This window comes from Streptomyces sp. NBC_00989, from assembly GCF_045162655.1.
GTDB lineage: Bacteria > Actinomycetota > Actinomycetes > Streptomycetales > Streptomycetaceae > Streptomyces.
In genome coordinates, this window is sequence record NZ_CP108728.1 from 287614 (window position 1) to 310302 (window position 22689).

The following is a 22689-nucleotide window of genomic DNA, read 5'->3' on the forward strand; positions in this document are numbered from 1 at the left end:
AGATCATGGAGTTCTCAACGCCCCGTGACCTGCCAGGAAGACCGTGTCTGCCGACGCATCATCCCCGATCCCGCGCGCCCTAGACCAACTCCGCGAGCAGCACGCGGTCGCGCCCGGGGAGGTTCCGGGTCTGCTGGAGCGGCTGGCCCAGGTGCCGGACCCCCGCGATCCTCGCGGCGTGCGACATGCGCTGGCCGTTGTGCTCGCGCTGACCGCGTGTGTGGTGCTGGCCGGGGCGACCTCGCTGCTGGCGGTCGGCGAGTGGATCGCGGACGCGCCAGCGCAGGTTCTGGAGCAGCTCGGCGTGCGCCCCGATCCGGTGCTGCCCAGGCGGCTGGTGCCCGCCGAGGCGACGGTCCGTCGGTTGCTCGCCCGCATCGACGGCGACGCCCTGGACCGGACGGTGAGCGGCTGGCTCGCCGACCGCCGGCCGGCCGCGGCCGGATTGCGCGGCCTGTCCGTGGACGGCAAGTCCCTGCGCGGCGCGGCGAGGGCCCGCGGACGGAAGATTCACCTGCTCGCCGCGGTGGAGCACACCACCGGGCTGGTCCAGGCCCAGCTCGACGTCGGCGAGAAGACCGGTGAGACCACCTGCCTCCAGCCGCTGCTGGACACCGTCGCCGACCTCGCCGGGACGGTCGTCACCAGCGACGCGCTCCACACTCAGCGCGAGCACGCCAGCTACCTCCTCGGTCGCCGGGCCCAATACATCGCGATCGTCAAGGGCAACCAGTGCGCCACGAGGCGCTCTGACACATCCCCGCCGAAGGCGGGACAGACTCGAAGGGAGGTCTGCTGGGTCCGATGGCTTACCTGGATCCGAAAGGTGAAGGGGACCAGAGCATGCCAGGAAACCGGCGACCGGGCCCAGGTGCCTGGGGCGGTGCGCTGGGGGACCCGCGCGGTATGGCGAAAGCTTGACTGCCTGAACCCCAATCTCCAGCGGCAGCAATTTACTGCGACCGGAACGGCACCTGAAACCGGTGCCCGTCGTGACCGGGGACGTACTGGTTCGCCCTGGTCAACCTTCGCGGCGGGAGCGATGCCCAACGAGGGCATTGAAGGAGATGAATGGGGCGCCTGGGCCGCACTGATCGTGTGTCAGAGACGAACGTGGGATCACCGTCCCAGTACGGCTGGCGGTGACGGAGTGCCCGTAGTAGTCGCCGGAGTCACGCCCGGCCGGGGAGAGCGGGAAAGCCGCTCGCAGGGCGAAGGGGCACAGGCGGTACGGACACCGGCGACACCGGGGAGGTATGCGAAATGCAGAGCGCTGACACAGTGCTCGGTGTCCTGAGCGACAGGGGCAGACGCGGTCTGTCTCTGGAACGGTTGTATCGGCAGCTGTTCAGCGAACAGCTGTTCCTGATGGCCTACGGGCGCATCTACGCCAACGGCGGAGCGATGACGCCCGGGGTCGACGGGAAGACACCCGACGGGATGAGCCTGGGAAGAATCCGGGAGGTTATCGGCCTGTTGAAGGCCGAGCGCTACCGGTTCTCTCCGGTCCGGAGGGTGCACATCCCGAAGAAGAACGGAAGTCTGCGGCCCCTGGGGCTGCCGACCTGGTCGGACAAACTGGTCGGGGAGGTGGTGCGTCTCCTGCTGGAGGCGTACTACGAACCGCAGTTCTCGTCTAGGTCGCACGGTTTCCGCCCCGGCCGGGGCTGCCACACCGCGCTCGACGAGATCGCTTCGACATGGACGGGCACCACCTGGTTCATCGAGGGCGACATCGCCGACTGCTTCGGCAGTCTCGACCACGAGGTCATGCTCGCGATCCTGGCCGAACGCATCCATGACGGACGCTTCCTGGCCCTGGTCTCGGACATGCTGCGGGCGGGATATATGGAGGACTGGATCTGGCACGCTACCTACTCCGGTGCACCACAAGGAGGAGTGGTCTCGCCGATCCTGTCCAACATCTACCTCGACCGTCTCGACAGGTTCGTGGAAGAGGAACTGGCACCGGCCTTCACTCGGGGCGCCACGCGCCGCAGGAACCGGGAGCACGCGAACGTCACTGCGACGATCGGCTACTGGAGACGCAAAGGCGACCGCGCCAAGGTGCGGTCGCTGCGCAAGATCCAGCAGTCGATTCCGAGCATCGACGTGAACGACCCCGGCTACCGGCGGCTGAGGTATGTCCGATACGCCGACGATCACCTGCTGGGGTTCGTCGGTCCGAAGACCGAAGCCGAGGAGATCAAGGACAAGCTCGCCGTGTTCCTGCACGACGAGTTGAAACTCCGGCTCTCCGCCGAGAAGACCTTGATCACACACGCCCGCACCCACAAGGCGCGGTTCCTCGGCTACGACATCTGGACCAAGCACAACGACACCTGGCGGACGAAGGGACGACGAGTCCTCAACGGATCCATCGCCCTCGGCATCCCGCCTGAGACCGTCAACACCAGATGCCGGGCCTACCAGCGCGGACAGGGCAAACCTCTGATCCGCAACGACCTGATCCGCACCAGCGACCACAACATCGTCGCCACGTTCGGGATGGAATACCGCGGCTACGTCCAGTACTTCCAGATGGCAGGGAACATCAACTGGCTGAACAAGCTCCGCCAGTACATGGAACGGTCGATGTTCTCGACCCTGGCTGCCAAGCACCGCCGCCCACCCTGGGTCATGCGCAACCGCCTCAAGAGCACCGTCGAGACCCCGTTCGGGAAACGCCGGTGCTTCGAAGCGGTCCAACGCGCGCCCTCGGGCGCGGTGTTCACCGCTAGGTTCGGCGGCATCCCTCTGCGCCGGCGCACACACGCCCGCCCGATCATCGACGGAGCGTGGCCGACCAGAAAGGGACGCCAGCTCACCGCCCGGCTGACCGCCGGCATCTGTGAACTGTGCGAGTCGCACGACGGGATCACCGTCCACCACGTCAGGCGACTCTCCGACCTCAACCGATACAGCTCCACGGCCGCACCCCGATGGGTCGAGACCATGCGGACCAGACGACGGAAGACCCTGATCGTCTGCGACCGCTGCCACGCCGAGATCCATCAGCAGCCGATCGCTCAGTAGCACCGCTGGAGAGCCGGATGCGGGGAAAGCTCGCACGTCCGGTTCGGAGGGAGGCCACGCGGAAAAGGGCCAGCTCGAAACCGGTACCTCGCCGCGTGGCCGACCCTACGAAGAAGCTGCGCAAGCAGCTGAACTCCCTGCACTGGAAGGAAATCCCCCTCCAGGGGCGCACCCGGGGAACCGGCCACGGCCGCGCCGAGATCCGCCGCATCAAGGTCGCCACCGTCAACAACCTGCTCTTCCCCGGAGCCCGCCAGGCCGTCCAGATCAAGCGCCGCCGCACCGACCGCAAGACCGGCAAGACCACGATCACCACCGTCTACGCGGTGACCAGCCTGACCGCCGAGCAAGCCACCCCCGCCCAGCTCGCACAACTGATCCGGGACCACTGGAAGATCGAGGCCCTGCACCAGGTGCGGCGGTGGCTGTCCGCGGCCCACTCCTGGGGCAGGAACAGTCTCCACTGCAGGGGGCAGGAGGCAGTGTCACTGGCAGCGTGGACACTGACCGCGACCTGGCAGTTCGCGCGTTTGCCCAGGGCTCCGCAGTACTGCGGAGCCACACCGACCGACATCCGGCCGTCCTTGGGCATCGACACATCGTCGATCACCCAGGCCACCGGGTCGACCAGGGGCAGCAGCCGTTCGTTGACCCGCAGCTGCACAGGCTCCGGATCCCAGGTCGACTGGTTCACGAACTGCTGCAGGTTTTGTTCGTTGCCGTCCGGCAGTCGCGCAGCCATCGCCTGGATCGACTTGCGGCGGCCGTCCAGCATGAGTCCGCGCAGATACCAGTCGCCCTTGGCCCGCTAATCCTTCCGCGGAACCGAAGCGAACACATCGGCCACGAACAACGCCAACGTCGCCCGAACACGCCTCACTTCATGTAAGTCCACCAACCCAACATGCTCTTGATCAGCGCCAACAGGAAGACCTAACGGAGTCCTACTACGGCCAGTGCTCCGCTCCAGAGCGCAGTGCTCGCGATAGCCGTCGGGCACGGCACCGAGAGCGACGCGTGCGCGACGACCGGTTCCCATACTCTTGGCCGGGTCGACAGGTGTCACCGGAGGCTGAACCGTGCCGCCTCGGCGACTGACCGGCCAGGTCGGATCCTGGGACGTCAGGCGACGCCTGTGTCCGCCAGTTTTTCGAAAAAGAACTCATGCTTGAGGAACGACACGTCGTACTCGTGCCCCGGATACGGAGGAATCAGCTGAGCTGCCTGGAACAGTCTCCAGCCGTCCTCCAGCGCGTGGACGCCCGAGGTGTACGGGGGCTTGTCGCTGTCGCCGGTCGTCGGTGTCGTGAGGCCCGTGCCGTCGTAGAGAGACCAGCCCACCACATCCGCGTCCAGTGCGGAGGTGGCCAGGTAGAGCACCAAGACCTGCTGACGCATGCTCATGCGGCCTGCCTCTCGGGACGGTTGGAGACACGAGACACCCAGTGGTCCAAGTCGAAGGTGTCGTCACCCGTGAGCGAGCGCCACAGGAGGACGCGGTTGTAGATCTCCAGGCGTCCGGTGGCCTGCTCGTACCACGGGAACATCGTCGACAGCTCCGCGGTGACGCGAGGATCTCCCAGGTCCGACGTGTCCCACAACCGGAGTTGACGCACAGTGGGATTGAAGCGGATCTTGAACATGTACCGGACGGCATCACTGTCGTTGCGCCGGCCTCCGTGCCACAGCCCATGGTGCAGAAACACCACGGTGCCGGCGGGGCAGACAAGCCGACTCTGCCCTCTCAGGTTCTGGTAGCGACCTGTGTCCGACTCGTTCGTACGCCGCAGATGACTCCCCGGCACGCTGAGGGTGCCACCCATGTCGAGCGTCACGTCCTGCGGGTAGTACATCAACTGTATGTCGAACGCGTCGGTGCGCACGTCGATGATCGCGTCCCCGTGCAGCGGCTGCGCCTGCCCCTCACGAGGCTCCCGGATGTGGACGGCATGGTGGTCGACGCTGGGTTCGGGCCCGACGAGACTGCGCAACGCCCCTGCAATCTGGGGGATTTCGAGCAAGGTTCGGGCAAAGGACCCCTCAAGGTAGGCGTCCGGCACACTGCTGCCGTAGGGGACCCCCGGTACGCCCTTGCGCAGGGTCTCGATCCCCACGACGTTCAGCTCGGGTGGCACCACGGAGTCCAGCCGCAGGGATCCATGGGACACGAAGTGCGCCATCTGCACCGAACTCAGGAGCTTGGTGTTGGTCATGCGCTCCAACGTAGGACCACCGCCCCAGTCGGGGCGTTGGCTCCGCTCACCACTGCTGGTAATTTTCCACCATGCATGAGACAGAGATCCATCTCGGCGAACCACCCGTCGTGGTGAACATCGGAGTCGGCGTGCATGGAGTCGCCAACCGGACGGATATCTTCAGACTCCCTGAACTGTGGCAACTCCACCTCTACGGATACGAAGCAGAACTGACTGTCGAGGGCACAACGCACGCCATCAGACCCGGCCGGGTGAGCCTGGTGCCGCCCGGCACCACGGTCAGGTACCACTACAAGGGCCGCTCGGAACATCTCTACGCCCACCTGCGCATCGCGCCTGTCGGCCCACCACACCCAGTCGCCGTCATTCAGAACGCAGGCCTTGAATTCCCCGTGCTGACCCGCCTGTTGTTACAGGGGATCGCCGGGTTCCCCGGCGAACCCGAACACAGCCGTGCCGAACTGTGGACTGCACTGTGGCGCATCGTGCGACTAGCGCCGGCCCCGAGAACCGGCCCTCACCCCGCGGTCACGACCGCAATCGCCCACATCGAGGCGCACCTGGCCGCCCCGCTGACGGTGCCCGACATCGCCCGGAACGCCGATGTGTCACACAACCACCTCACCCGCCTCTTCCGGGCCGAGACGGGCACCACGGTCATCGCCCACATCCGCCACCGAAGGATGGAACGGGCACATCACCTGCTGCGCGCCTCCACCCTGTCCATCCCGGCGATTGCCGCCTCGGTCGGGATCCCCGACCTCCAGGCATTCAACAAGGCCTGCCACCGCGAACTGGGTGCTTCGCCACGTGCACTGCGCAACGGGAGACCGCCCGTCGAAACGCAGGAGGGGGCTCCGATCACCTCCGTCACGGACGCGCGTTCCGGCCGAGTACACCCGTAGCAGACACCGAGGTACCCCACGCCCCTGTCGTGAAGGTGACCGCCGCATTCGGGACGGTCGCCAGTAGGGGGTGTCGTGCGGCAGCTTGCCGGAGACCCCGGCCACACATGCCGAACGTCGCGATGAGCAACCCCATGACAAATCTGAACACCACGTTGGCCATGCCGAAGTCGAGGATGTTCGCGAGGCGGTCCAGTACGAAGAGATGGAAAAGCCCGCTCAGCACGAACAGCCCGCCCACCGCCATGTTGAGGGTCGAGGCGAAGTTGCCGCTGATCACAGCTCCGGCGAGCAGCGCCGGCCCCACCACGGTGGAGATGACGCTGAGCGCGACGTTGGTGGTCATGCCCGCGATCGTGTTGCCCGCCGTGCCGAAAGGGCTTAGGACGTCGGCGAAGCCCAGGCCCGCGAAGGCGAGCAGGACGAGGCCGCACAAGGCGGCACCACAGCAGTAGACGGTCGCCAGGTGGTGATCGACGGGAAGTTCACCTCGTAGCTTCACGCACGTTTTTCACGTCACATGACGGACTTCGAAGCATTTCTCCGTTATGTTCACCCGTCCGTCCGGACCGGCGGCGCCTCCCGACGCGACCGGGCCACGCAGGCCGGAGAGGGCGTGCGGGAGCAGCCGTTCAGCGGCTCAGTCGGGCGAGTTCCTGGTTCATCTCGGCGAGGAAGCGGACGACGACCGCCAGTTCGTCGGGGGTGAAGCGCTCGCATGCGGCTGCGGTGCTGTGGGCCAGCGGCCGGAAGTACTCACTGGCGACGCGTCGGCCCGCCGCCGCATAGCACAGGTGCACCACTCGGCGGTCGTCGACCGCTCGGACGCGTTGGATGTGCCCCGCCTTCTCCAGCCGGTCGATGCAAGCGGTCACCGCACCGGACGTGAGGCTGAGCCGCTCGCGCAGTCGGCCGGGCGTCATGGGCCCCTCGTCGGTGTCGGCGTCGAGGATCGCGATCAGGGCCAGTACGTCGGTGAGATGCAGTCCCTGCGCCTGGGCGAACTTGTGCGCGATGCGATTGAACTCGGCGTTCATTCCGCGCAGGAGCACAGCGAAGGACTGCAATCCCGTCGGGTCGTCTCCGGGCAGGGGCGACGAGGAGTTGTTGACGGGCATGACCCCAGTATATGTTCTCTCAATCATTGAGATACTTGATGATTGACTTAATTCCGCAGTAGCTTGAGGATGCTCATGGGAACCACACAGCGCCGGGCCCGGTGGCTCGTACCGCTCGTCCTGCTCCTCGTCTGGCTGGGCACGGGCTCATCGCTCGGTCCTTACGCTGGGAAACTGGGCGAGGTGGCCACCAACGACCAGGCCGCGTTTCTGCCGCAGAGCGCCGAGTCGACCCGGGTGCTCAAGGCTCGTGAGGCGTTCGACCAGTCCGAGACCCTGCCGGCCATCGTGATCTGGACGGCGCGCGGGTACCGGATCAGCGAGGCCCAGCAGACCGCCGCCACCCGCGCGATCGGCGCACTCGCCGGAGAGCCTGGAGTGGTCGGCCCTCCCTCGCCCGCCCTCCTGTCCGATGACGGACAGGCGTTGCAGGCCGTCGTACAGCTGAAGTCCGACCTCGGGGAGACCCTTCCGGATGTCCTCGGCACGGTGCGTGAGGCGGCCCGAAGTGTGCCGGGCACCACGGCACAGGTGGCGGGCCCCGCGGCGAACCAGGCAGATCTGGCCGATGCGTTCGGGGGCATCGACGGGCTGCTGCTGGGGGTGGCGCTCGGCGCCGTTCTGCTGATTCTGCTGCTCGTCTACCGGAGCGTCCTGCTGCCCTTCCTGATCATTCTCGGAGCGGTGTTCGCCCTGGGACTGGCCTGCGCTGTCGTCTACGCGCTCGCGGACCGCGGCATCGTCCGGGTCGACGGGCAGGTGCAGGGCATCCTGTCCATCCTCGTGATCGGCGCCGCCACCGACTACGCGCTCCTACTGACCGCCCGCTTCCGCGAGGAACTCGCCGTGCGCGAGGACCGGAGGGCCGCTGCTGTGGCCGCGGTACGGCGCTCGTTCGGCGCGATCACGGCGAGCGCCGCCACCGTGGCGCTCGGGCTGCTGGCCCTCCTCGCCAGCGACCTCACGAACAACCGTGCCCTCGGCCCGGTCGGCGCCATCGGCATCGTCTGCGCCGCGCTCTCCGCACTCACCTTCCTGCCGGCCGTGCTGGCGCTGCTGGGCGGTGCCGCCTTCTGGCCTTCCCGGCCGAAGGCGTCGGACGCGTCCGTGGAAGCGCACGGTGTGTGGGGGCGGGTCGGCGCGGCCGTGGACGCGCGACCACGTCGGACCTGGGTGGTGACCGCTCTCGTCCTGGCGGTCTTCGCGGCCTTCGCACCCTCCCTGTCCGCCAGGGGCGTCCCCCTCGACCAGATCTTCGTGCGCGACGCACCCTCGGTCGCCGCCCAGAAGGCGCTCGAACAGCACTTCCCCGGCGGATCCGGCAACCCGGCTGTCGTAGTCGCCGATGCCGACCGGACAGCTCAGGTGACTGCCGTGGCCAGGAACACCAAGGGCGTGGCATCAGCCGGCACCGTCTCCGCCTCGGGACGGCCCGACGCCGATGCGCCGCTCGTCGTCGACGGCCGGGTGCGGATCGACGCCGTCCTGGAGGCGGCGGCCGACAGCGACGCCGCCAAGGAGACCGTCGCCCGGCTGCGCACGAACCTGCACGCCGTGTCCGGGGCCGACGCCCTGGTCGGCGGGTACACGGCACAGCAGTACGACACCCAGCGGACCGCCGCACGCGACCGCACCGTCATCGTGCCCATCGTTCTCGGCATCATCCTGCTGATCCTGATGCTCCTGTTGCGCTCGCTGCTGGTACCGCTGCTGCTGGTGGCCACCGTCGGGCTCAACTTCCTGGCGACGCTCGGGGTGTCGGCGCTCGTCTTCGAGCACGTTCTCGGCTTCAGCGGCACGGACGCCTCGGTGCCGTTGTACGGGTTCGTGTTCCTGGTGGCACTCGGCGTCGACTACAACATCTTCCTGATGTCCCGGGTACGGGAGGAGGCCCTCGTACACGGCACACGGCGGGGCGTGCTGCGCGGGCTGACCACGACCGGCGGAGTGATCACCTCGGCCGGCGTGGTGCTCGCCGCGACGTTCGCGGCCCTGATGGTCATCCCGCTCGCCTTCCTGGTCCAGATCGCGTTCATCGTGGCCTTCGGCGTCCTCCTGGACACTTTCGTGGTCCGTTCGCTGCTTGTGCCCGCCCTCGTGATCGACATCGGCCCCCGGGCGTGGTGGCCGAGTTCCCTGCCCCGGGATACCACCGGACACGGGACCGGGCCGAAGCCTCCAGCGTGAAGACGGCGCTGTCCGTCGTACCGCCGTCGTAACCGGGGCAACGCGCTGCCTGGGCGGTGCGCCGACCCCGGATCCGGCCCGCAGTAATCCGAACCCATCGGCAGCGCGGTCACCTCCGGGCGTTCCGGGGAGGGGACCTGTGCCTGATACCGACGGATTTTTTCGGACGTACGGTGCATCCGCCGACCTGTGCCCGTACGAAGAGGTTGTAGAGGCGACCGACGCCGACCCGGACGATGCACGACCCGGACACCGTGCCTCCGGACCCCGTGCCTGTGGACACGTATTCGGCCGTGACGCCGCAGACAGCGGGCCGGCCCGTCGGGCCGCGACGCCCCCGACGGGCACGGTCACCCCGTTGCGGAGATGATTCGGACGACGAGGCAACAGCGTCTGAGCAAGCGCGTGGAGGCAGGATCGTGAGCGCGGACGGACAGCGGAACGCGACCGACGCCGCCGAGGGACACGGCGGCCGCGGGCCCGAGCGGCTGCACTGCCTGGTCACCGGAGCGTCCGGCTACGTCGGCGGACGCCTGGTACCGGAGCTGCTGGAGGCCGGTCACCGGGTACGCTGCCTGGCCCGTTCACCGGACAGACTCCGTGACCATCCCTGGACCGGCGACGCCGAGACGGTTCGCGGGGACGTCACGGACCCCGCGTCGGTCGCCGCAGCCATGCGCGGCATCGACGTCGCCTACTACCTGGTGCACGCCCTCGGATCCGGCGCCGATTTCGAGGACACCGACCGCCGCGCCGCGCACGTCTTCGCCGAGCAGGCACGGGCCGCTGGTGTACGACGGGTCGTCTATCTCGGCGGACTCACCCCGAAGGGCGTGCCCGAGAGCTCGCTTTCCCCCCACTTGCGTTCCCGGGCGGAGGTGGGACGGATCTTCCTGGAGTCGCCGGTGCCCGCCACCGTACTGCGGGCAGCAGTCGTCATCGGCTCCGGATCGGCCTCCTTCGAGATGCTGCGCTACCTCACCGAGCGACTGCCGGTGATGGTCACCCCGAGCTGGGTGAACACACGCACCCAGCCCATCGCAGTGCGCGACGTGCTGCGCTACCTGGTCGGCTCGGCGACCATGCCGGACGACGTCAACCGGACGTTCGACATCGGCGGACCGGACATCCTCACCTACCGCGAGATGATGCGCCGCTACGCCCTCGTCGCCGGACTGCGCCGACGGCTCATCGTGCCCGTTCCGATCCTGACGCCCAGGCTGTCCAGCCACTGGGTCGGTCTCGTCACGCCCGTGCCCGCTTCCATCGCCCGACCCCTCACGGAGTCCCTGCGCCACGAGGTCATCTGCCACGAGCACGACATCGCCCGGTACCTGCCCGACCAGCCGGGCCGGCCACTGCCCTTCGATCAGGCGCTCGCCCTGGCGCTCCAGCGCGTACGGGAGGCACAGGTGGTGACCCGCTGGTCGTCGGCCTCCGTGCCGGGGGCGCCCAGTGACCCGCTGCCCACGGACCCGGACTGGGCGGGCGGCAGCCTCTACGAGGACGAGCGGCAGACGTCGGTCGACGCGTCCGGCCAGGCGTTGTGGAGAGTGATCGAGGGCATCGGCGGCGACAACGGCTGGTACTCCTTCCCGCTGGCCTGGGCGGTCCGGGGCTGGATGGACCGGTTCGTCGGCGGGGTCGGCCTGCGTCGCGGCCGGCGTGACGCCGAGCGCCTTCGGGTCGGCGACTCACTGGACTTCTGGCGGGTCGAGGAGATCGAGCGCGGACGGCTCCTGCGACTGCGTGCGGAGATGCGGCTGCCGGGCCTGGCCTGGCTGGAGATGTACGCCGAGACGGATGCCGAGGGCCGCACCCGTTACCGTCAGCGCGCCCTGTTCCACCCCCGCGGTCTGCTCGGCCACGTCTACTGGTGGTCCGTCTCGCCCTTCCACGCAGTCGTCTTCGGCGGCATGGCCCGCAACATCACCCGAGCCGCCGCCAAGGACACCGACGGGCCCAGGCGTGCCCGTCGCGCAGCCGAGTGACGAGGAGATCAGCGACGGTCGAGCCCACGGTGCGGTGCCAGTGGTCACAGTGGCGGAGCATTGCATGCCCACCGCCCGCCACCAGCGTGGCCTCGGTCCGCGCGCCGACGGCGCGGACTCCGGTTCAGAGGTGATCCGTCGCTGCGCGCCCGACGGCTCGGTCTCCTGACGGCTCGGTCGATGCTCGTCGTCCGCGCTGCCCGACGACGAACGCGCCCTGTTCGAAGCACATCTGCAGCACTGTCGAGCCTGCACGGAGGAGGCCGAGGAACTCGCTGCGACCGCCGCCAAGCTCGCCGCCGCCACAGCCATCACGCCTCCTCCCGCCATGAGACGGCACGTACTCACGCACGCGTCTGCGATCCGGCAGAAACCAGATCGCATGTGGCTGCCGCGCGTGGCCATGGCCGCCTGTCTGATCGTCGCAGCCGTGCTCGGCGCCGACACCGCGCGCACACCACCGGGCCCAGGAGGCCACCGCTGCCGTCCGGCGGGTCCAGCGGCAGACGGACCGGCTCATCGCCATCCTGACCGCACCCGACGCCGGCATACGCAGGGCCCAGCTGCCCGACGGCACCCACATCACGCTCACCATCTCCCACGACCGCGACCAGGCCGCCCTGACCGTGACAGACCTGCCCGCACCGCCTCCAGGCAAGATCTACGAAGTCTGGTACGCCGTCGGCCAGAGCATGCGGCCGGCGGCTCTGCTGAACCTCCACCACACCGTCCACGCCCTCGTCCTGACCGGTTCCACTGCCGCCGCCTCGGCCGTCTGCCTCATCCTCGAACCCGCCGGGGGATCCTCACACCCCACCTCCCGCCCTCTCACGCTGTTCACCCTGCCCGCATGACCGCACCTGCCGACCGGAGGTAAAGGATCATGCCCGTGCTCTTCCGCATCCGTGTCCTCGCCCTCTGCGGCACCCGGCTGTGGTGCGCCCGAGCGGGGCCGGTGACCGCTGGCACCAGCTCGGCCCTGCACGACGAGCTGACCGAACGGTGCGCCGGAATGTCCGTGGTCGGACTCGACCTGCGCGAACTCCGCCTGCCCACCCAGGCGTTCCTGCCCAGCTCCCCCTGGCCTGACGGCCCCGACACCATCCACCTGCTGGCCCCGGACGTGCTGCGCTCCCGCACCGCCGACGATCACCGCGTGCGGTGGCATGCAGATCTGCACACCGCCTGGCAGGCGTGGTCAGCCCTGATGCCCTGACCGCTACCCACCGGGGCCGGGCCCTCCTCCTCGCACACCCCCGACGAAGTGACCCGTCAGCCGCTCTGCACGACGACGGGAACCGGACTGACCCACGCCTGGTGGGGCCCCTGCGCCTGCGGCTGCGGCATCGGATGTACGGCCGCTGCCGCGATGCGGTGCCAGGTACCGGCCCGTCGTATCGTCCACAGACCACCACGCCGGACGACTACCGTCCCGGCCCGGGCGCCCGCTGAGCGCGCGCTCGACATAGCCCGCCGCCCGCGCCCAGGCAGCCGTGCCGTCGTCCCCCTGAACCAGCAGAACGCTCCGGCCGGCCAGCTGCGCGACAGGCTCCCCGACCGGCAGCCACGGCGCCAGCGCCACCACTCCCCGCACATGAGGGTGCACGGCGGCCCGCAACGCCGCACGGCCACCTGTCGCATGCCCCAGCAAAACCACCGGGACATCACCGGCCAGCCGTTCCAACTCGCTCAGCGCCCGCAGCACCTCCTCCAACGACACAGCCGACGCCGCGGACCGCAGCACGGGCCGCATCTGCAAGGCCGCCAACTGCCAAGGGTGCGCGGGGCGATGTCCGAGAACCGGTCCGCCATGCAGGACGATCACGGCAGCGCGTGTCCGGTGCGGCAAGTGGCGCACCCACAGCGCCGAGTCCCACGCCTGCTCCCACCACACCGGCATGACGCCTCTCCCCTCGGCATACGAAGGTCCTGCTCCCTGGGGAATCCGTCGCCGCAGCCGTGTCTGCTTGCCCGCGTCCCGAACTCGATCGGGTGAACCGCGTGAGCGAGGCGACGGCTCCCGCCCCAAGGCCCGTCGGCAAGCGACCGGGAGGAGACTGCGCGTCTGGTGGCCATCTGCCCGGAACCGCCAAGTCCGGTCCCTCATCGACCCGTTGCCCGGCGCGGGCCGTTCGGGCCTTCCCCGGGACCGACCGGCCCTATACGCCACCGTGGCGAACGCTCACCCTGGGAGGGCGAAGGAGATCAGTCTCGATCCCGCGCTCCCCGGTCACCGCCCCACCCGGCGCCGTGCCGGGAGTCATCATGACCAGCCGGCCTCCAGGGGCACCAGCACCCGGATGACCGAACCGAGCCGGGAGGAGTCCCTGTCCCTGCCGGCCGGCATCCCCTTGGCCCGCGTCGGCTTCACCCGCCAGGAACTCCCCGTGATCCGCCCGGTCAACCACATCGTCGACGGCGACACGATCGTCATCCGCACCCACACGGGTTCAGCCCTGATCGGCAGCTCCACCGTCGCCGAGGTGGTCGTGTACGAGGCCGACCACCTGGATCTCCTCTCCCCTACCGGGTGGAGCGTCATGGTGACCGGGCGCGCCGGCCGCGTCACGGCACCCCTCGAAGTGTCCCGCCATCAGAAACTGCCCACGCCCTGGATCGACAAGGAAACGGACCACATCACCTCCATCGCGTCCGCAACCGCACACCCGGCTGGCACAAAGCCCCTTTCGCCTACACGCCGCAGGGGAACAAGCACAGCAGAGTGCGTCCGAGGGCGGTCCGGCTGAGCATCGACAGCCTCCTCGGCCCGCCGCTTCCGCGGCCCAGAAACCACGCCCGTTCCGGCCAGGAAATGTAACGAAAGGACACTTCGCCACAAGGCGCCCCAACATGACCCCTGTGGCTGAGGAACCGTTTCGCGCCCTGCTGGAGGCGGCCCCCGACGCGATGGTCATCGTGGACGACACCGGCATCATCCGCCTGGTCAACGCCCAGACCGAAGCCCTGTTCGGCCATCCCCGCAACGAACTGCTCGGCCACCCCATCGAGATGCTGGTCCCAGAGCGTTTCCGCGCTCAGCACCCCGGTCACCGACTGGGCTACTCCGCCAACCAGCAGGTCCGTCCGATGGGCGCCAACCTGGACCTGTACGGGCTGCGCCAGAACGGGGTCGAGTTCCCTGTCGAGATCAGCCTCAGCCCCCTGGAAACCCCGGACGGCACCCTGGTCTCCGCCGCCATCCGCGACGTCAGCGAACGCAAGAAGGCCAAAGCCCAACTCGCCGAACTCTACGAACAGCAGCGCCACGTTGCCCTGACGCTCCAGCGCAGCCTGATGGGCTCACCCGTCCCCTGCCCGGCATGGACACCTCCAGCCGCTACTTCCCCGCACACCAGGGACCCGGCGTGGGCGGCGAACGTGCGTCCGGACGGGCCGGTACGCCCGACTGTCACTATGCGTCAGCTGGTGACAGGCCAGGTGCGCAGGAGCGCGGCGATCCTTGCGGTGCTGCAGGTGGGGTCGCGTAGCAGGTCGCGCAGACCGCGGGCGTCCTCGCGAGCAGGTTTGACCTGGATCCCGGACGCTTCGAGGTACATCACGCCGGTTGCCGCAGCGACAGCCATGTTGGAACGCTCCAGCCAGCGGCACCGGCCGAGGATGTGAACCAGGGCCGCCGCGCGGGCGTAGGGGCCGTCGTAGACGGGCTGTTCCAGTAGTTCGGCCTTGTGGCAGGCGACGGCGGCGACCGGTACTCCGTAGTCGTCGGGGGCCGGGTCTCCGGCGCCCGCGAGTTCTGCGACTTGGAGGATCCAGGGGACGTCGATGTGCAGGTCCATTAGGCGGCGTGGGCTCCCTGCGTGCCACGGCCTACGTCCTGGTCCTCGGTCTCGTCGAAGAGGGCCTGGTGCTCGTCGAGGAAGCGGGCCGCGGCGTCGAGGCCGCGCCGGCGCAGGCCGTCGGCGTCCTCGATGACGAGGCGCGCGATGTACTCACCCAGGTCCATACCGCGGTCCTTGGCGCGGGCCTGCGCGAGTTCCTTGATGTCAGGGTCGACACGAACGCCGAGTTGAGTCTTCACCCCCACATGGTAACAGCTGTTACCACTCTGATGGAAGTGGAGTCCGGCACGCACGAGGGGGTCCAGCGCGGCGACGAACGCGTTGCGCGGCCCGGGCAGCGCAACGGCGCCGGTCGCGCTCCCTCCTGTCGGGGGCCTCATGGGGGCTGAAGTACGCCGGCGAGGACTGCGGCTCGGGGAACGTCCGCCGGCTGAGCTCGTCCATCGCCCGGCTCTACCGTACGGCCGCGCCCGTGATCGCCGGGTCGACCAGGGAAGGCAGGCGCCAGCGCATCGGGAATCGGCATAAGGGACGAAGGGCAGGGGCTGCTCCTGCCATGTCCAACTGGATCGATACGGGCGATCCCGGCCGTCGTGTCCAGGCCCGACGTTGACCCAGACGACCGACGAAGGGGCCAGCGCGATCACAGCATCCGCGCAGTCCGAGAGGGTGGACACCGGCAACGCCGCCTCGACGCTCTTCGAAAGCCCCAGGATGCTGACCCGTTCAGCACCACGCTCACGCAACAGCCCGGTCGCCTCAACAAGAATCTCCAGCGGAACCTCACAGATGCCCGGCGGCTGCCCGGGCCCGCCGAACCACCGAACCGTCGCCGCGGTCACGCCAGCACGGGCGAAGAGCCGACAACGTTCACGCTCGATGCGGCCACTCGATCCAGACAGCACAAGGCCACCCGCATTGCTGCCATCCACGAGCGGCTCAGCGATGAAACCCGTCCAAGGCTCGGCCAGTCCGAACTCAACGACTTCGGCGGCCATGCCGGCAACCTGGCCGAGGCCACGATGGGCGGATCAGCAACCCCAAGCGCATGTCGGGAACTTGAGCAACAGGAACTCGTCCACCGCGACGGTGCCGGTGACCACCGTGAAGTACCCGGCCTTCGTGGAGACCCGCAGGACCCGGTGAGCGGCCAGGGCCGGGGCCAGCAGCGTCTGCGCCTGCCCGGTCTCGTAGTTGGGGCGGCATCGACTCCGCCTTCGGCTATCCTCCGAAGGATTCCTCAGGGCTGTGCAGGGCCCGCCCGAGCTGGCTTCGCCCCAGAGCCGGGCGACAACTCGCCGGGCGGAGTCCCGTGTTCTCCTCCCCGTCTCGCCGATCGTGCCCAACGGCCTTCCGCCTTCTCGAAGGAGCATGAGTTGCGTGTGCATGTGCGTGTTCGACGGCGCCCGCACCTGACGGGGTTTCGCGCAGTAGCAACAGTTGCGGTGTCCGCGGCCCTCGTCGTACCCCTCGCTGCGACCCCGTCGCGTGCGAACACGGTCCACGAGAGTGCGGCGGTCCGACAGGACGGCACTGCGCAGACACGCGCTCACCTGCGGGAGTTGGCGCGGAAGTTAGTGGAAGAAGGCGTGCCTGGAGTGATCGTGCGGGTGGACGACGGTCACGACAGGCCCATCGAGATCTCCGAGCAGGCCGCCTGGACGAAGAAGGACCATCGGCTCAGGGCGGACGACGAGGTGCGAGAAGCGTCCAACACCAAGACGGTGATGGCCACCCTCGTCCTGCAACTGGTCGCTGAGCACAGACTCGCCCTCACCGACCCGGTCGACAAGTGGCTGCCCGGCCAGGTGCGCAACGGCAGAGCGATCACCCTGCGCATGCTGCTCAACCACACCAGTGGGTTGTTCGACTACACCGAGGACCCCGCCCTCGCACCGGCCCTCACCGGCCGGGACACCCACGTATGGACGTCGACGGAAATCCTGCGCCTGGTGAGCAGACACCCGGCACTGTTCGAGCCCGGCACCGAATGGTCGTACAGCAACACCAACTACATCGCGATCGGCGCCGTCCTGGAGAAGGCCACCGGTAAGAACCTCGCGGCGCTGGTGCGGGACCGGATCGCCCGGCCGCTGGGGCTCCGGCACACCTTCTACGCCACCGGTTCCGCCTGGCACGACCGGCACGCGCACGGCTACGAGCCCGACGCCGCCCACATGCCACCGGACGTCCCCGACGAGTTCAGGACCTACGCCGGACCGCAGCACGACGACCACGTGGACGTGACCGGCGACTACGTCACGGCCGATGGAGCGGATGCCGCGATCGTGTCCACCGCTGGTGACTGGTCCCGTTTCTACAGCGCGCTGATGTCGGGCCGCCTGCTGCCCGCCGCCCAACTGGCCCAGATGCGCACCACCGTGCCGGAGGATGGGCCGGGAGACCCGGACGAACTCGGCTACGGGCTGGGCATCGAGACGGCGAAGACCGGCTGCGGCACGGTCTGGGACCACGTCGGCATCGTCCCGGGCTACGCGACCTACAACGTCACCGACACCACCGGCCAGCGCACGGCCGCCTTCTTCTTTGCCACGTCCACTCTCACCAGAGAGGCGCACCAGACCGGCGCAGCCCTGATGGACGCGGTCAACTGCGCCCTCTTCGACTGACCAGCGCCTTCCGCAGGAGCCGCTTGCTGACCACGATGTGAAACGCTTAACCGAGCGGTTTCAACCTGGTTGATTGGGCGGCGAGTTGGCGTGGGGGCCGGGACCAGGTGAAGCTCCTGGTAGATGGGTTGTTGACCAAGGTCAACCTGTCCTCCTGGATGTGGTCACCAGCGGCGGACAGATCGTGCTGTCGTCTGCGAACCTGTGCGGTCTGGGAGCCCAGGTGTTTGAGGCTTTGTGCGTGATTGACCGTGAGCAAGGCGACGCCGATGCCGTCGCGGCCCAGGGCATCGGGCTGTTGTCGCTGCTGACGGCCGGAGATTCGCGGGCTGCTGCCACCTGACCGGCGGGCGGTCAGTCCGGGGCGTGGGTTTCGGTGATGGCGAGGCCGGGCTGCTGCTCGATCCGGGACAGGGTCGCTGCGGCCTCGTTGGAGTTGCGCGCCGCCTTCCAGGACCCGACAGCGGCAACAGCAGCGACGATCGCCACGGCCAGAGCCAAGGCCGTGATCGTGTCGGTGGTGGTCATGAAGCAGGACGGTATCCGTACCCCGAGCATGCAATTGGCTGCTCGCGGCGCCCGCCCCGCGCCGGGCCCAGTGGCCGTTGCCGTCGCCTGCGACGAAGAAGTGCCGTCGTGCACCCCGCAGGAGGCGGGCGCACTCTGTGGACATGAGCGGAAACAGACCCGCAGGCCCGCCACCTGGACCGACGTCGGATCACACGCCATCCCCTGCCGTCCGTGCCTCATCTCTCCGCGAATGGATCGCTCACACCCCGTCGCCCTCGGCGTACTGCTGATGGGAGTCCTGATCGGCATCGTCGGGTCTGGAGGAGGCAACGACTCTCCTTCCGCAACGGTGACCGTGACCGCCACCGCGACGGGCGCAGACGTACAGGCGGGTGCCGCTTCCCCCAACGCCACTGCCGGGCCGCAGCAGGAAGCCGCGCCCAAGGGAGGGATTCCCGGCGATGGAACCTTCCTGGTAGGCAACGACATCCAGGCCGACACCTAACGCAGCAGAGGCAAGAACACGTACGGCTGCTACTGGGCACGCTTGAGCGACACGACTGGTGAGAACGGCGCCATCATCGCCAACGGCAACGCCCAGGGCCCGGCCATCGTCAAGATCGCCGCAGGTGACAAGGCGTTCCAGACCACCGACTGCAAGCCCTGGAAGAAGATCGGCTAGCCATCAGTCAGCGGAGCTCCGGCCGCCGCGATCAGCGGCGGCCGGTGGCCAGGATGACGAGGAACTGGCCGCCGCCCGCCTCGATATCCGCGGTCACCGGCAGCCCCGGTACCAGTCGAGAGAACCTGTCCACCAACCAATCCGCCGCCTCTTGGGCGTCCCGCCGAGTCGGACAACGGCCCACCATCTCGCGGCCCCCCTTACGCTCCAGCCTCCCCGCAACGGTGATCAACGGCGCGGGTTCGACCACATACAGGCTGTCCGGCCAGGCGATGACCACCTTGACCGCGCCCTTACGAGTGTTGCACCCACGGTGCGCGAGCCGCTCGGCGACCTTGGCCTTCCGGTCGGCCGTCCGGCTATCGACGCTTGGCCCCCGCGGGTCGTTCACCGACTCGTCAGGGTCGACCGCTTCGTCACACACCCAACAGCGCCAGCCGTCACGCTCGGCCACATCATCAAGGAGACTCACCCCAGCAAACTAGCCTGCCCGGCCACCACCCCGCACACCAGGCGCTCGAGGAACGCGGCAACCTGCCAGCACCCGGCACCACGCCCAGATCTCTCGGCTGCCCACTCCACGACGATGACACCCAGGCCAGGACACCGCCGGACCGGCCGCACGGGGCCGGCAAGCGCCGCCCGGCGGGCCTTCACGCCGTGAACGCCGCGCCACAGCAGGGCGGGTGCCCGTGGCCGTCATGATCCGTATCGGCGACGGTGGGGCCGCTCCCCCTTGACGGCCCCACCGGGCGCTCGGCCCGTGCCGCGCTCACCCTCTCCGGGCGTCCGGACTCAACAGCTGGCGAGCCACTTGTGGGACAGCACCTTGAGGCCGGGGCCGCCGCTGACGCCAGGGCCCTTCACGCCCTGTCCTATGCAGCCGAGATACCCCGAGTAGCCCGCTCCGGAATAGAGGCCGACCCCCTCGTACGAGGAAGAAGTGCCGTGGTTGTAGACCGACTTGACGTTGCGGTCGTCGGCCCATGAACACGTCACGGTCCCGCTGGTCCAGTCACTGTCGGCGTTGCTCCAACTGCAGCGGTTTCCCGTGTAGTTGATTTGGTCCCAGACGCACAGGCTGCCGGAAGGGCAGTCGCTCGCGGCGGCTTCGGCCGAACTCGGTGCCAACAGGCCCAGAGCCGCCACTGTCGCGGCGACGACGGTCGCGCTCAGAGTCCTGCGGACTGTAGGTGTTGTGACGTTCATTCATGGTCCTTTCCCGTGGTGATCTTTCCGGCGGAGAACACGTCTCGGGCCGGCCCTTCGGCGGTGCATGCACGGATTGTGGAATACCGACCTTGCCTAAATCTTGTCCGCCCTCTACGCGCCTGCAGACGGCTCCGGGGCGGCGTGGTCCTCACGTTCCGGAAGCACCCGGTACGGCGGCGGTGACACGTCGTGTTCGGCTTGTTCGTGGGTGCTGCTTCGAGCCCGTCCGTGACAACACTCGCGCTATGGACGTGGTCAGTACCGCCGAGGTGCCGGTCGGGGAGCGGTTCGCCTTCTGGCGCGAGGTGAACTCGAAGCTGTGGGTGCCCTACGAGCTGCGGTGCGAGACGGAGGCCGAGCGTGACTTCCGGGCGCAGGTCCACAGCAGCGAGTTCGGATCCGTGCGCGTGGCGCTGATGACCACGATGCCGTACTCGGTCGAGCGCACGCCCAGGCTCATCCGCCAGGCCGATCCAGAGGTGTTCCAGCTCAACTGCATGGTGCGCGGCACCGGCTCGCTGACCCAGAGCGGCAGGCGCGCGGCCGCGGGAGTCGGGGATCTGGTCCTGTTCGACACCTCCCGCCCCTGCCTGGCGGACTTCGCACCGGATACATCGGCGAGCAGGCAACTGCTGCTGCTGAGCTTCCCGCGCTCCTTGCTGCCGCTGCCCGCCCGGGCTCTGCAGTCCCTGAGCGCGGTGCGCATCCCCGGCGATGAGGCCATCGGCGCACCGTCGTCGCAGTTCCTTCTGCAACTCGCCCACCGTATGAACTAGTTCAGCCCTTACAGACCGCCCACCTGTCCACCCTCACCCTCGACGTACTGACCACCGCGCTCGCCGACGCGCTGGAAGCACACAGCACGGTGCCGCCCCACACCCGGCAGCGCGCACTAGAGGGCGTCTGAAAAGCCTGTCAGTGGGCAAGTTGCCTGGTAGCGGGGTGGTGGCGCACTTTCGGGGGTTTGGGTGTGCGGGCTGCGTACCCGTTACTCGACGGATCTGTCTGATGCGGAGTGGGAGATCCTCCGTCCGTTGGTTCCGGCGGTCAAGCCCGGTGGACGACCGGCGAAACACATGCGGCGGGAGATCCTCAACGCGTTGGCGTACTGGCTGCGGGCCGGCTGCGCTTGGAGACTTTTGCCGCATGACCTGCCGCCGTGGCAGACGGTCTACCACTACTGGCGGCGGTGGCAGCAAGAGGGCGTGTGGGAGCGGATGTTGACGGCGCTGCGTGAACGCGAGCGGGTGCAGCTCGGCCGTGATCCCACTCCCAGTGCGGCCATTGTGGACAGCCAGAGCGTGCGGGCCAGTGAGCGCGGTGGCCTGCACGGTTACGACGGTGGCAAGAAGGTCAGCGGCATCAAGCGTCACCTGCTCGTCGACACCCGCGGCACCGTCCTGGTCACCTGCGTGAGCCCGGCCAGCGTCGGCGACCGCGACGGTGCCGCGGTGCTGTTCTCCCTGGCCGCCGATGCCTTCCCACGCCTTCAGCACGTGTGGGCGGACCAGGGCTACCGCGGTGCCGACTTCCACGCCTGGGCCCGGGAAGCCACCGGCATCGCCGTGGAGGTCGTGCAGCGCCGCGACGGAGGATTCCGCTCAACCTGGGCTCGGGTGGGAGCACCGCCTCCGGCAGTGCCCCTCTTCGCAGTGGTCCCTCGCCGTTGGGTGGTGGAGCGGACGTTCGCCTGGCTGGGACGGTGCCGCCGCCTGTCGAAGGACTACGAGTACCTGCGCGTCTGCTCGGAGAACGCCATCTACCTCACCATGGCCATGCTCCTCGTGCGCCGCCTCGCAAGACCAGCCAACTGACAGGCTTTTCAGACGCCCTCTAGTGGCCCAGATCCACGCCTTCGTCCAGGACCACCTCGGCAAAGCGGACCTCACTCCGGACACGATCGCCGCAGCCCACCACACCTCCCTGCGCTACCTGCACAAGCTGTTCCAGCAGGAGGAAGGCCACACCGTCGCGTGCTGGATCCGGTCGCGCCGGCTGGAGGCGTGCCGACGCGATCTCGCCGACCCGCGGCTGGCCGCACGCCCGATCCACACGATCGCCGCCCGCCGGGGGTTCTCCAGCCCCGCCCACTTCAGTCAGGCCTTCCGCGCCGCATACGGAACCGCGCCCCGTGAATTCCGACGGCAGTCCGCGACCGTGCACGGAGACTAAAGACCTGGGCTCACCGCCACCGCGGCCCTGCCTGAACCAGGCCTGTACCGAGTCACAGTGACCACACGCGACAGACGCCGCATCTCCCAGATGCTTCTGGCAGCCGACCACACCTGACACACCCCACCAACGACTCCCGCAATGAGCCGAAGCATCCGTAGACCACCAGGCAACCGTCCCCAGCACGCATCCGCTGCGGCCACCGACATCCCACAAGCCCAGTATGACTT

Annotated in this window: 22 protein-coding genes and 5 pseudogenes; 17 read left to right on the forward strand and 10 right to left on the reverse strand. The window is 68.5% G+C overall.

The window, feature by feature from the left end:
- Window positions 1-178 precede the first annotated feature (178 nt).
- The 3 genes and pseudogenes from OG714_RS01380 to OG714_RS01390 all read left to right on the forward strand — a co-directional run.
- Window positions 179-1297: an ISAs1 family transposase gene (locus OG714_RS01380; RefSeq protein ID WP_406117920.1), complete on the forward strand. Its 1119-nt coding sequence runs from the start codon at window positions 179-181 to the stop codon at window positions 1295-1297.
- Window positions 1264-3036, forward strand: a complete 1773-nt coding sequence (locus OG714_RS01385) for a reverse transcriptase/maturase family protein (RefSeq protein WP_406117921.1) — start codon at window positions 1264-1266, stop codon at window positions 3034-3036. The genes OG714_RS01380 and OG714_RS01385 overlap by 34 nt, the downstream gene beginning before the upstream one ends.
- A gap of 17 nt (window positions 3037-3053) precedes the next feature.
- A pseudogene (locus OG714_RS01390) lies at window positions 3054-3491 on the forward strand (hypothetical protein); the annotation flags it as partial.
- Here the strand turns inward: OG714_RS01390 and OG714_RS01395 are convergent.
- From OG714_RS01395 to OG714_RS01405, 3 genes and pseudogenes are all read right to left on the reverse strand, one after another.
- Window positions 3452-3931 (reverse strand): annotated as a pseudogene (locus OG714_RS01395) (transposase); the annotation flags it as partial. The pseudogenes OG714_RS01390 and OG714_RS01395 overlap by 40 nt on opposite strands.
- A gap of 227 nt (window positions 3932-4158) precedes the next feature.
- Window positions 4159-4434 carry a hypothetical protein gene (locus OG714_RS01400; RefSeq protein WP_406131687.1) on the reverse strand — a complete coding sequence of 92 codons (276 nt, stop codon included), beginning with the start codon at window positions 4432-4434 and terminating at the stop codon, window positions 4159-4161.
- A gap of 2 nt (window positions 4435-4436) precedes the next feature.
- Window positions 4437-5249, reverse strand: coding sequence for a phytanoyl-CoA dioxygenase family protein (locus tag OG714_RS01405; RefSeq protein ID WP_406117923.1), 813 nt, complete (start codon window positions 5247-5249; stop codon window positions 4437-4439).
- A gap of 71 nt (window positions 5250-5320) precedes the next feature.
- Between OG714_RS01405 and OG714_RS01410 the strand changes: the two genes are divergently transcribed.
- Window positions 5321-6157 (forward strand): helix-turn-helix domain-containing protein, encoded by an 837-nt coding sequence (locus OG714_RS01410; protein ID WP_406117925.1) that lies wholly within the window; start codon window positions 5321-5323, stop codon window positions 6155-6157.
- A 27-nt stretch (window positions 6158-6184) separates the two neighbouring features.
- On the opposite strand, the pseudogene OG714_RS01415 reads toward OG714_RS01410, so the two are convergent.
- Window positions 6185-6659: pseudogene (locus OG714_RS01415) on the reverse strand (DUF4383 domain-containing protein); the annotation flags it as partial.
- Window positions 6660-6789: 130 nt separating this feature from the next.
- Window positions 6790-7275, reverse strand: a complete 486-nt coding sequence (locus OG714_RS01420; RefSeq protein WP_406117927.1) for a MarR family winged helix-turn-helix transcriptional regulator — start codon at window positions 7273-7275, stop codon at window positions 6790-6792.
- Between the two features lie 75 nt (window positions 7276-7350).
- Here OG714_RS01420 and OG714_RS01425 point away from each other — a divergent pair, with 75 nt between their 5' ends.
- The 6 genes and pseudogenes from OG714_RS01425 to OG714_RS01450 form a co-directional block, all read left to right on the forward strand.
- The gene (locus OG714_RS01425; protein WP_406117928.1) at window positions 7351-9462 is read left to right on the forward strand and encodes an MMPL family transporter; all 2112 of its coding nucleotides are present in this window, start codon (window positions 7351-7353) and stop codon (window positions 9460-9462) included.
- Between the two features lie 419 nt (window positions 9463-9881).
- Window positions 9882-11453, forward strand: a complete 1572-nt coding sequence (locus OG714_RS01430) for an SDR family oxidoreductase (RefSeq protein WP_406117930.1) — start codon at window positions 9882-9884, stop codon at window positions 11451-11453.
- Between the two features lie 470 nt (window positions 11454-11923).
- Window positions 11924-12307, forward strand: a pseudogene (locus tag OG714_RS01435) (anti-sigma factor); the annotation flags it as partial.
- 29 nt (window positions 12308-12336) lie between these two features.
- Entirely contained in the window at window positions 12337-12669 is a 333-nt protein-coding gene (locus OG714_RS01440; protein ID WP_406117931.1) for a hypothetical protein, read from the forward strand.
- A gap of 1084 nt (window positions 12670-13753) precedes the next feature.
- Complete coding sequence (locus OG714_RS01445) at window positions 13754-14200, forward strand: pyridoxamine 5'-phosphate oxidase family protein (RefSeq protein WP_406117932.1); 447 nt, start codon at window positions 13754-13756, stop codon at window positions 14198-14200.
- Window positions 14201-14303: 103 nt separating this feature from the next.
- A pseudogene (locus OG714_RS01450) lies at window positions 14304-14830 on the forward strand (PAS domain-containing protein); the annotation flags it as partial.
- Between the two features lie 42 nt (window positions 14831-14872).
- Here OG714_RS01450 and OG714_RS01455 read toward each other — a convergent pair.
- Window positions 14873-15250: a fic family toxin-antitoxin system, toxin component gene (locus tag OG714_RS01455; RefSeq protein WP_406117933.1), complete on the reverse strand. Its 378-nt coding sequence runs from the start codon at window positions 15248-15250 to the stop codon at window positions 14873-14875.
- Window positions 15250-15492: a hypothetical protein gene (locus OG714_RS01460; RefSeq protein WP_406117935.1), complete on the reverse strand. Its 243-nt coding sequence runs from the start codon at window positions 15490-15492 to the stop codon at window positions 15250-15252. Before OG714_RS01460 ends, OG714_RS01455 begins: the two co-directional genes overlap by 1 nt.
- A gap of 1350 nt (window positions 15493-16842) precedes the next feature.
- On the opposite strand from OG714_RS01460, the gene OG714_RS01465 reads away from it, so the two are divergent.
- Window positions 16843-17883 (forward strand): serine hydrolase domain-containing protein, encoded by a 1041-nt coding sequence (locus OG714_RS01465; RefSeq protein WP_406117936.1) that lies wholly within the window; start codon window positions 16843-16845, stop codon window positions 17881-17883.
- 160 nt (window positions 17884-18043) lie between these two features.
- Window positions 18044-18226: a hypothetical protein gene (locus tag OG714_RS01470; RefSeq protein WP_406117938.1), complete on the forward strand. Its 183-nt coding sequence runs from the start codon at window positions 18044-18046 to the stop codon at window positions 18224-18226.
- An 11-nt stretch (window positions 18227-18237) separates the two neighbouring features.
- Here the strand turns inward: OG714_RS01470 and OG714_RS01475 are convergent, their stop codons facing one another.
- Complete coding sequence (locus tag OG714_RS01475) at window positions 18238-18411, reverse strand: hypothetical protein (protein ID WP_406117939.1); 174 nt, start codon at window positions 18409-18411, stop codon at window positions 18238-18240.
- Window positions 18412-18643: 232 nt separating this feature from the next.
- Here OG714_RS01475 and OG714_RS01480 point away from each other — a divergent pair, with 232 nt between their 5' ends.
- Both OG714_RS01480 and OG714_RS01485 read left to right on the forward strand, forming a co-directional pair.
- Window positions 18644-18898 (forward strand): hypothetical protein, encoded by a 255-nt coding sequence (locus OG714_RS01480; RefSeq protein WP_406117940.1) that lies wholly within the window; start codon window positions 18644-18646, stop codon window positions 18896-18898.
- Window positions 18899-18940: 42 nt separating this feature from the next.
- On the forward strand, window positions 18941-19075 hold the full coding sequence (locus OG714_RS01485; protein WP_406117941.1) for a hypothetical protein: 135 nt from the start codon (window positions 18941-18943) through the stop codon (window positions 19073-19075).
- Window positions 19076-19106: 31 nt separating this feature from the next.
- Here OG714_RS01485 and OG714_RS01490 read toward each other — a convergent pair whose 3' ends face one another.
- Together OG714_RS01490 and OG714_RS01495 are read right to left on the reverse strand one after the other, a co-directional pair.
- Window positions 19107-19547, reverse strand: coding sequence for a hypothetical protein (locus OG714_RS01490; protein WP_406117942.1), 441 nt, complete (start codon window positions 19545-19547; stop codon window positions 19107-19109).
- 323 nt (window positions 19548-19870) lie between these two features.
- The gene (locus tag OG714_RS01495) at window positions 19871-20284 is read right to left on the reverse strand and encodes a peptidase inhibitor family I36 protein (RefSeq protein ID WP_406117943.1); all 414 of its coding nucleotides are present in this window, start codon (window positions 20282-20284) and stop codon (window positions 19871-19873) included.
- 248 nt (window positions 20285-20532) lie between these two features.
- Between OG714_RS01495 and OG714_RS01500 the strand changes: the two genes are divergently transcribed.
- The 3 genes from OG714_RS01500 (at window position 20533) to OG714_RS01510 (ending at window position 22459) form a co-directional block, all read left to right on the forward strand.
- Entirely contained in the window at window positions 20533-21063 is a 531-nt protein-coding gene (locus OG714_RS01500; RefSeq protein WP_406117944.1) for a hypothetical protein, read from the forward strand.
- A gap of 192 nt (window positions 21064-21255) precedes the next feature.
- Window positions 21256-22101, forward strand: a complete 846-nt coding sequence (locus OG714_RS01505) for an IS5 family transposase (protein WP_406117946.1) — start codon at window positions 21256-21258, stop codon at window positions 22099-22101.
- 22 nt (window positions 22102-22123) lie between these two features.
- Window positions 22124-22459, forward strand: coding sequence for a helix-turn-helix transcriptional regulator (locus OG714_RS01510; RefSeq protein ID WP_406117948.1), 336 nt, complete (start codon window positions 22124-22126; stop codon window positions 22457-22459).
- Window positions 22460-22689: the final 230 nt, after the last annotated feature.

Coding starts and splice junctions, on each gene's coding strand:
- OG714_RS01445 (WP_406117932.1), top strand. CDS start 13,754: ATGACCGAACCGAGCCGGGAGGAGTCCCTGTCCCTGCCGGCCGGCATC.
- OG714_RS01420 (WP_406117927.1), bottom strand. CDS start 7,275: ATGCCCGTCAACAACTCCTCGTCGCCCCTGCCCGGAGACGACCCGACG.
- OG714_RS01480 (WP_406117940.1), top strand. CDS start 18,644: ATGGATCGCTCACACCCCGTCGCCCTCGGCGTACTGCTGATGGGAGTC.
- OG714_RS01405 (WP_406117923.1), bottom strand. CDS start 5,249: ATGACCAACACCAAGCTCCTGAGTTCGGTGCAGATGGCGCACTTCGTG.
- OG714_RS01410 (WP_406117925.1), top strand. CDS start 5,321: ATGCATGAGACAGAGATCCATCTCGGCGAACCACCCGTCGTGGTGAAC.
- OG714_RS01495 (WP_406117943.1), bottom strand. CDS start 20,284: ATGAACGTCACAACACCTACAGTCCGCAGGACTCTGAGCGCGACCGTC.
- OG714_RS01385 (WP_406117921.1), top strand. CDS start 1,264: ATGCAGAGCGCTGACACAGTGCTCGGTGTCCTGAGCGACAGGGGCAGA.
- OG714_RS01440 (WP_406117931.1), top strand. CDS start 12,337: ATGCCCGTGCTCTTCCGCATCCGTGTCCTCGCCCTCTGCGGCACCCGG.
- OG714_RS01425 (WP_406117928.1), top strand. CDS start 7,351: ATGGGAACCACACAGCGCCGGGCCCGGTGGCTCGTACCGCTCGTCCTG.
- OG714_RS01400 (WP_406131687.1), bottom strand. CDS start 4,434: ATGCGTCAGCAGGTCTTGGTGCTCTACCTGGCCACCTCCGCACTGGAC.
- OG714_RS01455 (WP_406117933.1), bottom strand. CDS start 15,250: ATGGACCTGCACATCGACGTCCCCTGGATCCTCCAAGTCGCAGAACTC.
- OG714_RS01500 (WP_406117944.1), top strand. CDS start 20,533: ATGGACGTGGTCAGTACCGCCGAGGTGCCGGTCGGGGAGCGGTTCGCC.
- OG714_RS01475 (WP_406117939.1), bottom strand. CDS start 18,411: ATGACCACCACCGACACGATCACGGCCTTGGCTCTGGCCGTGGCGATC.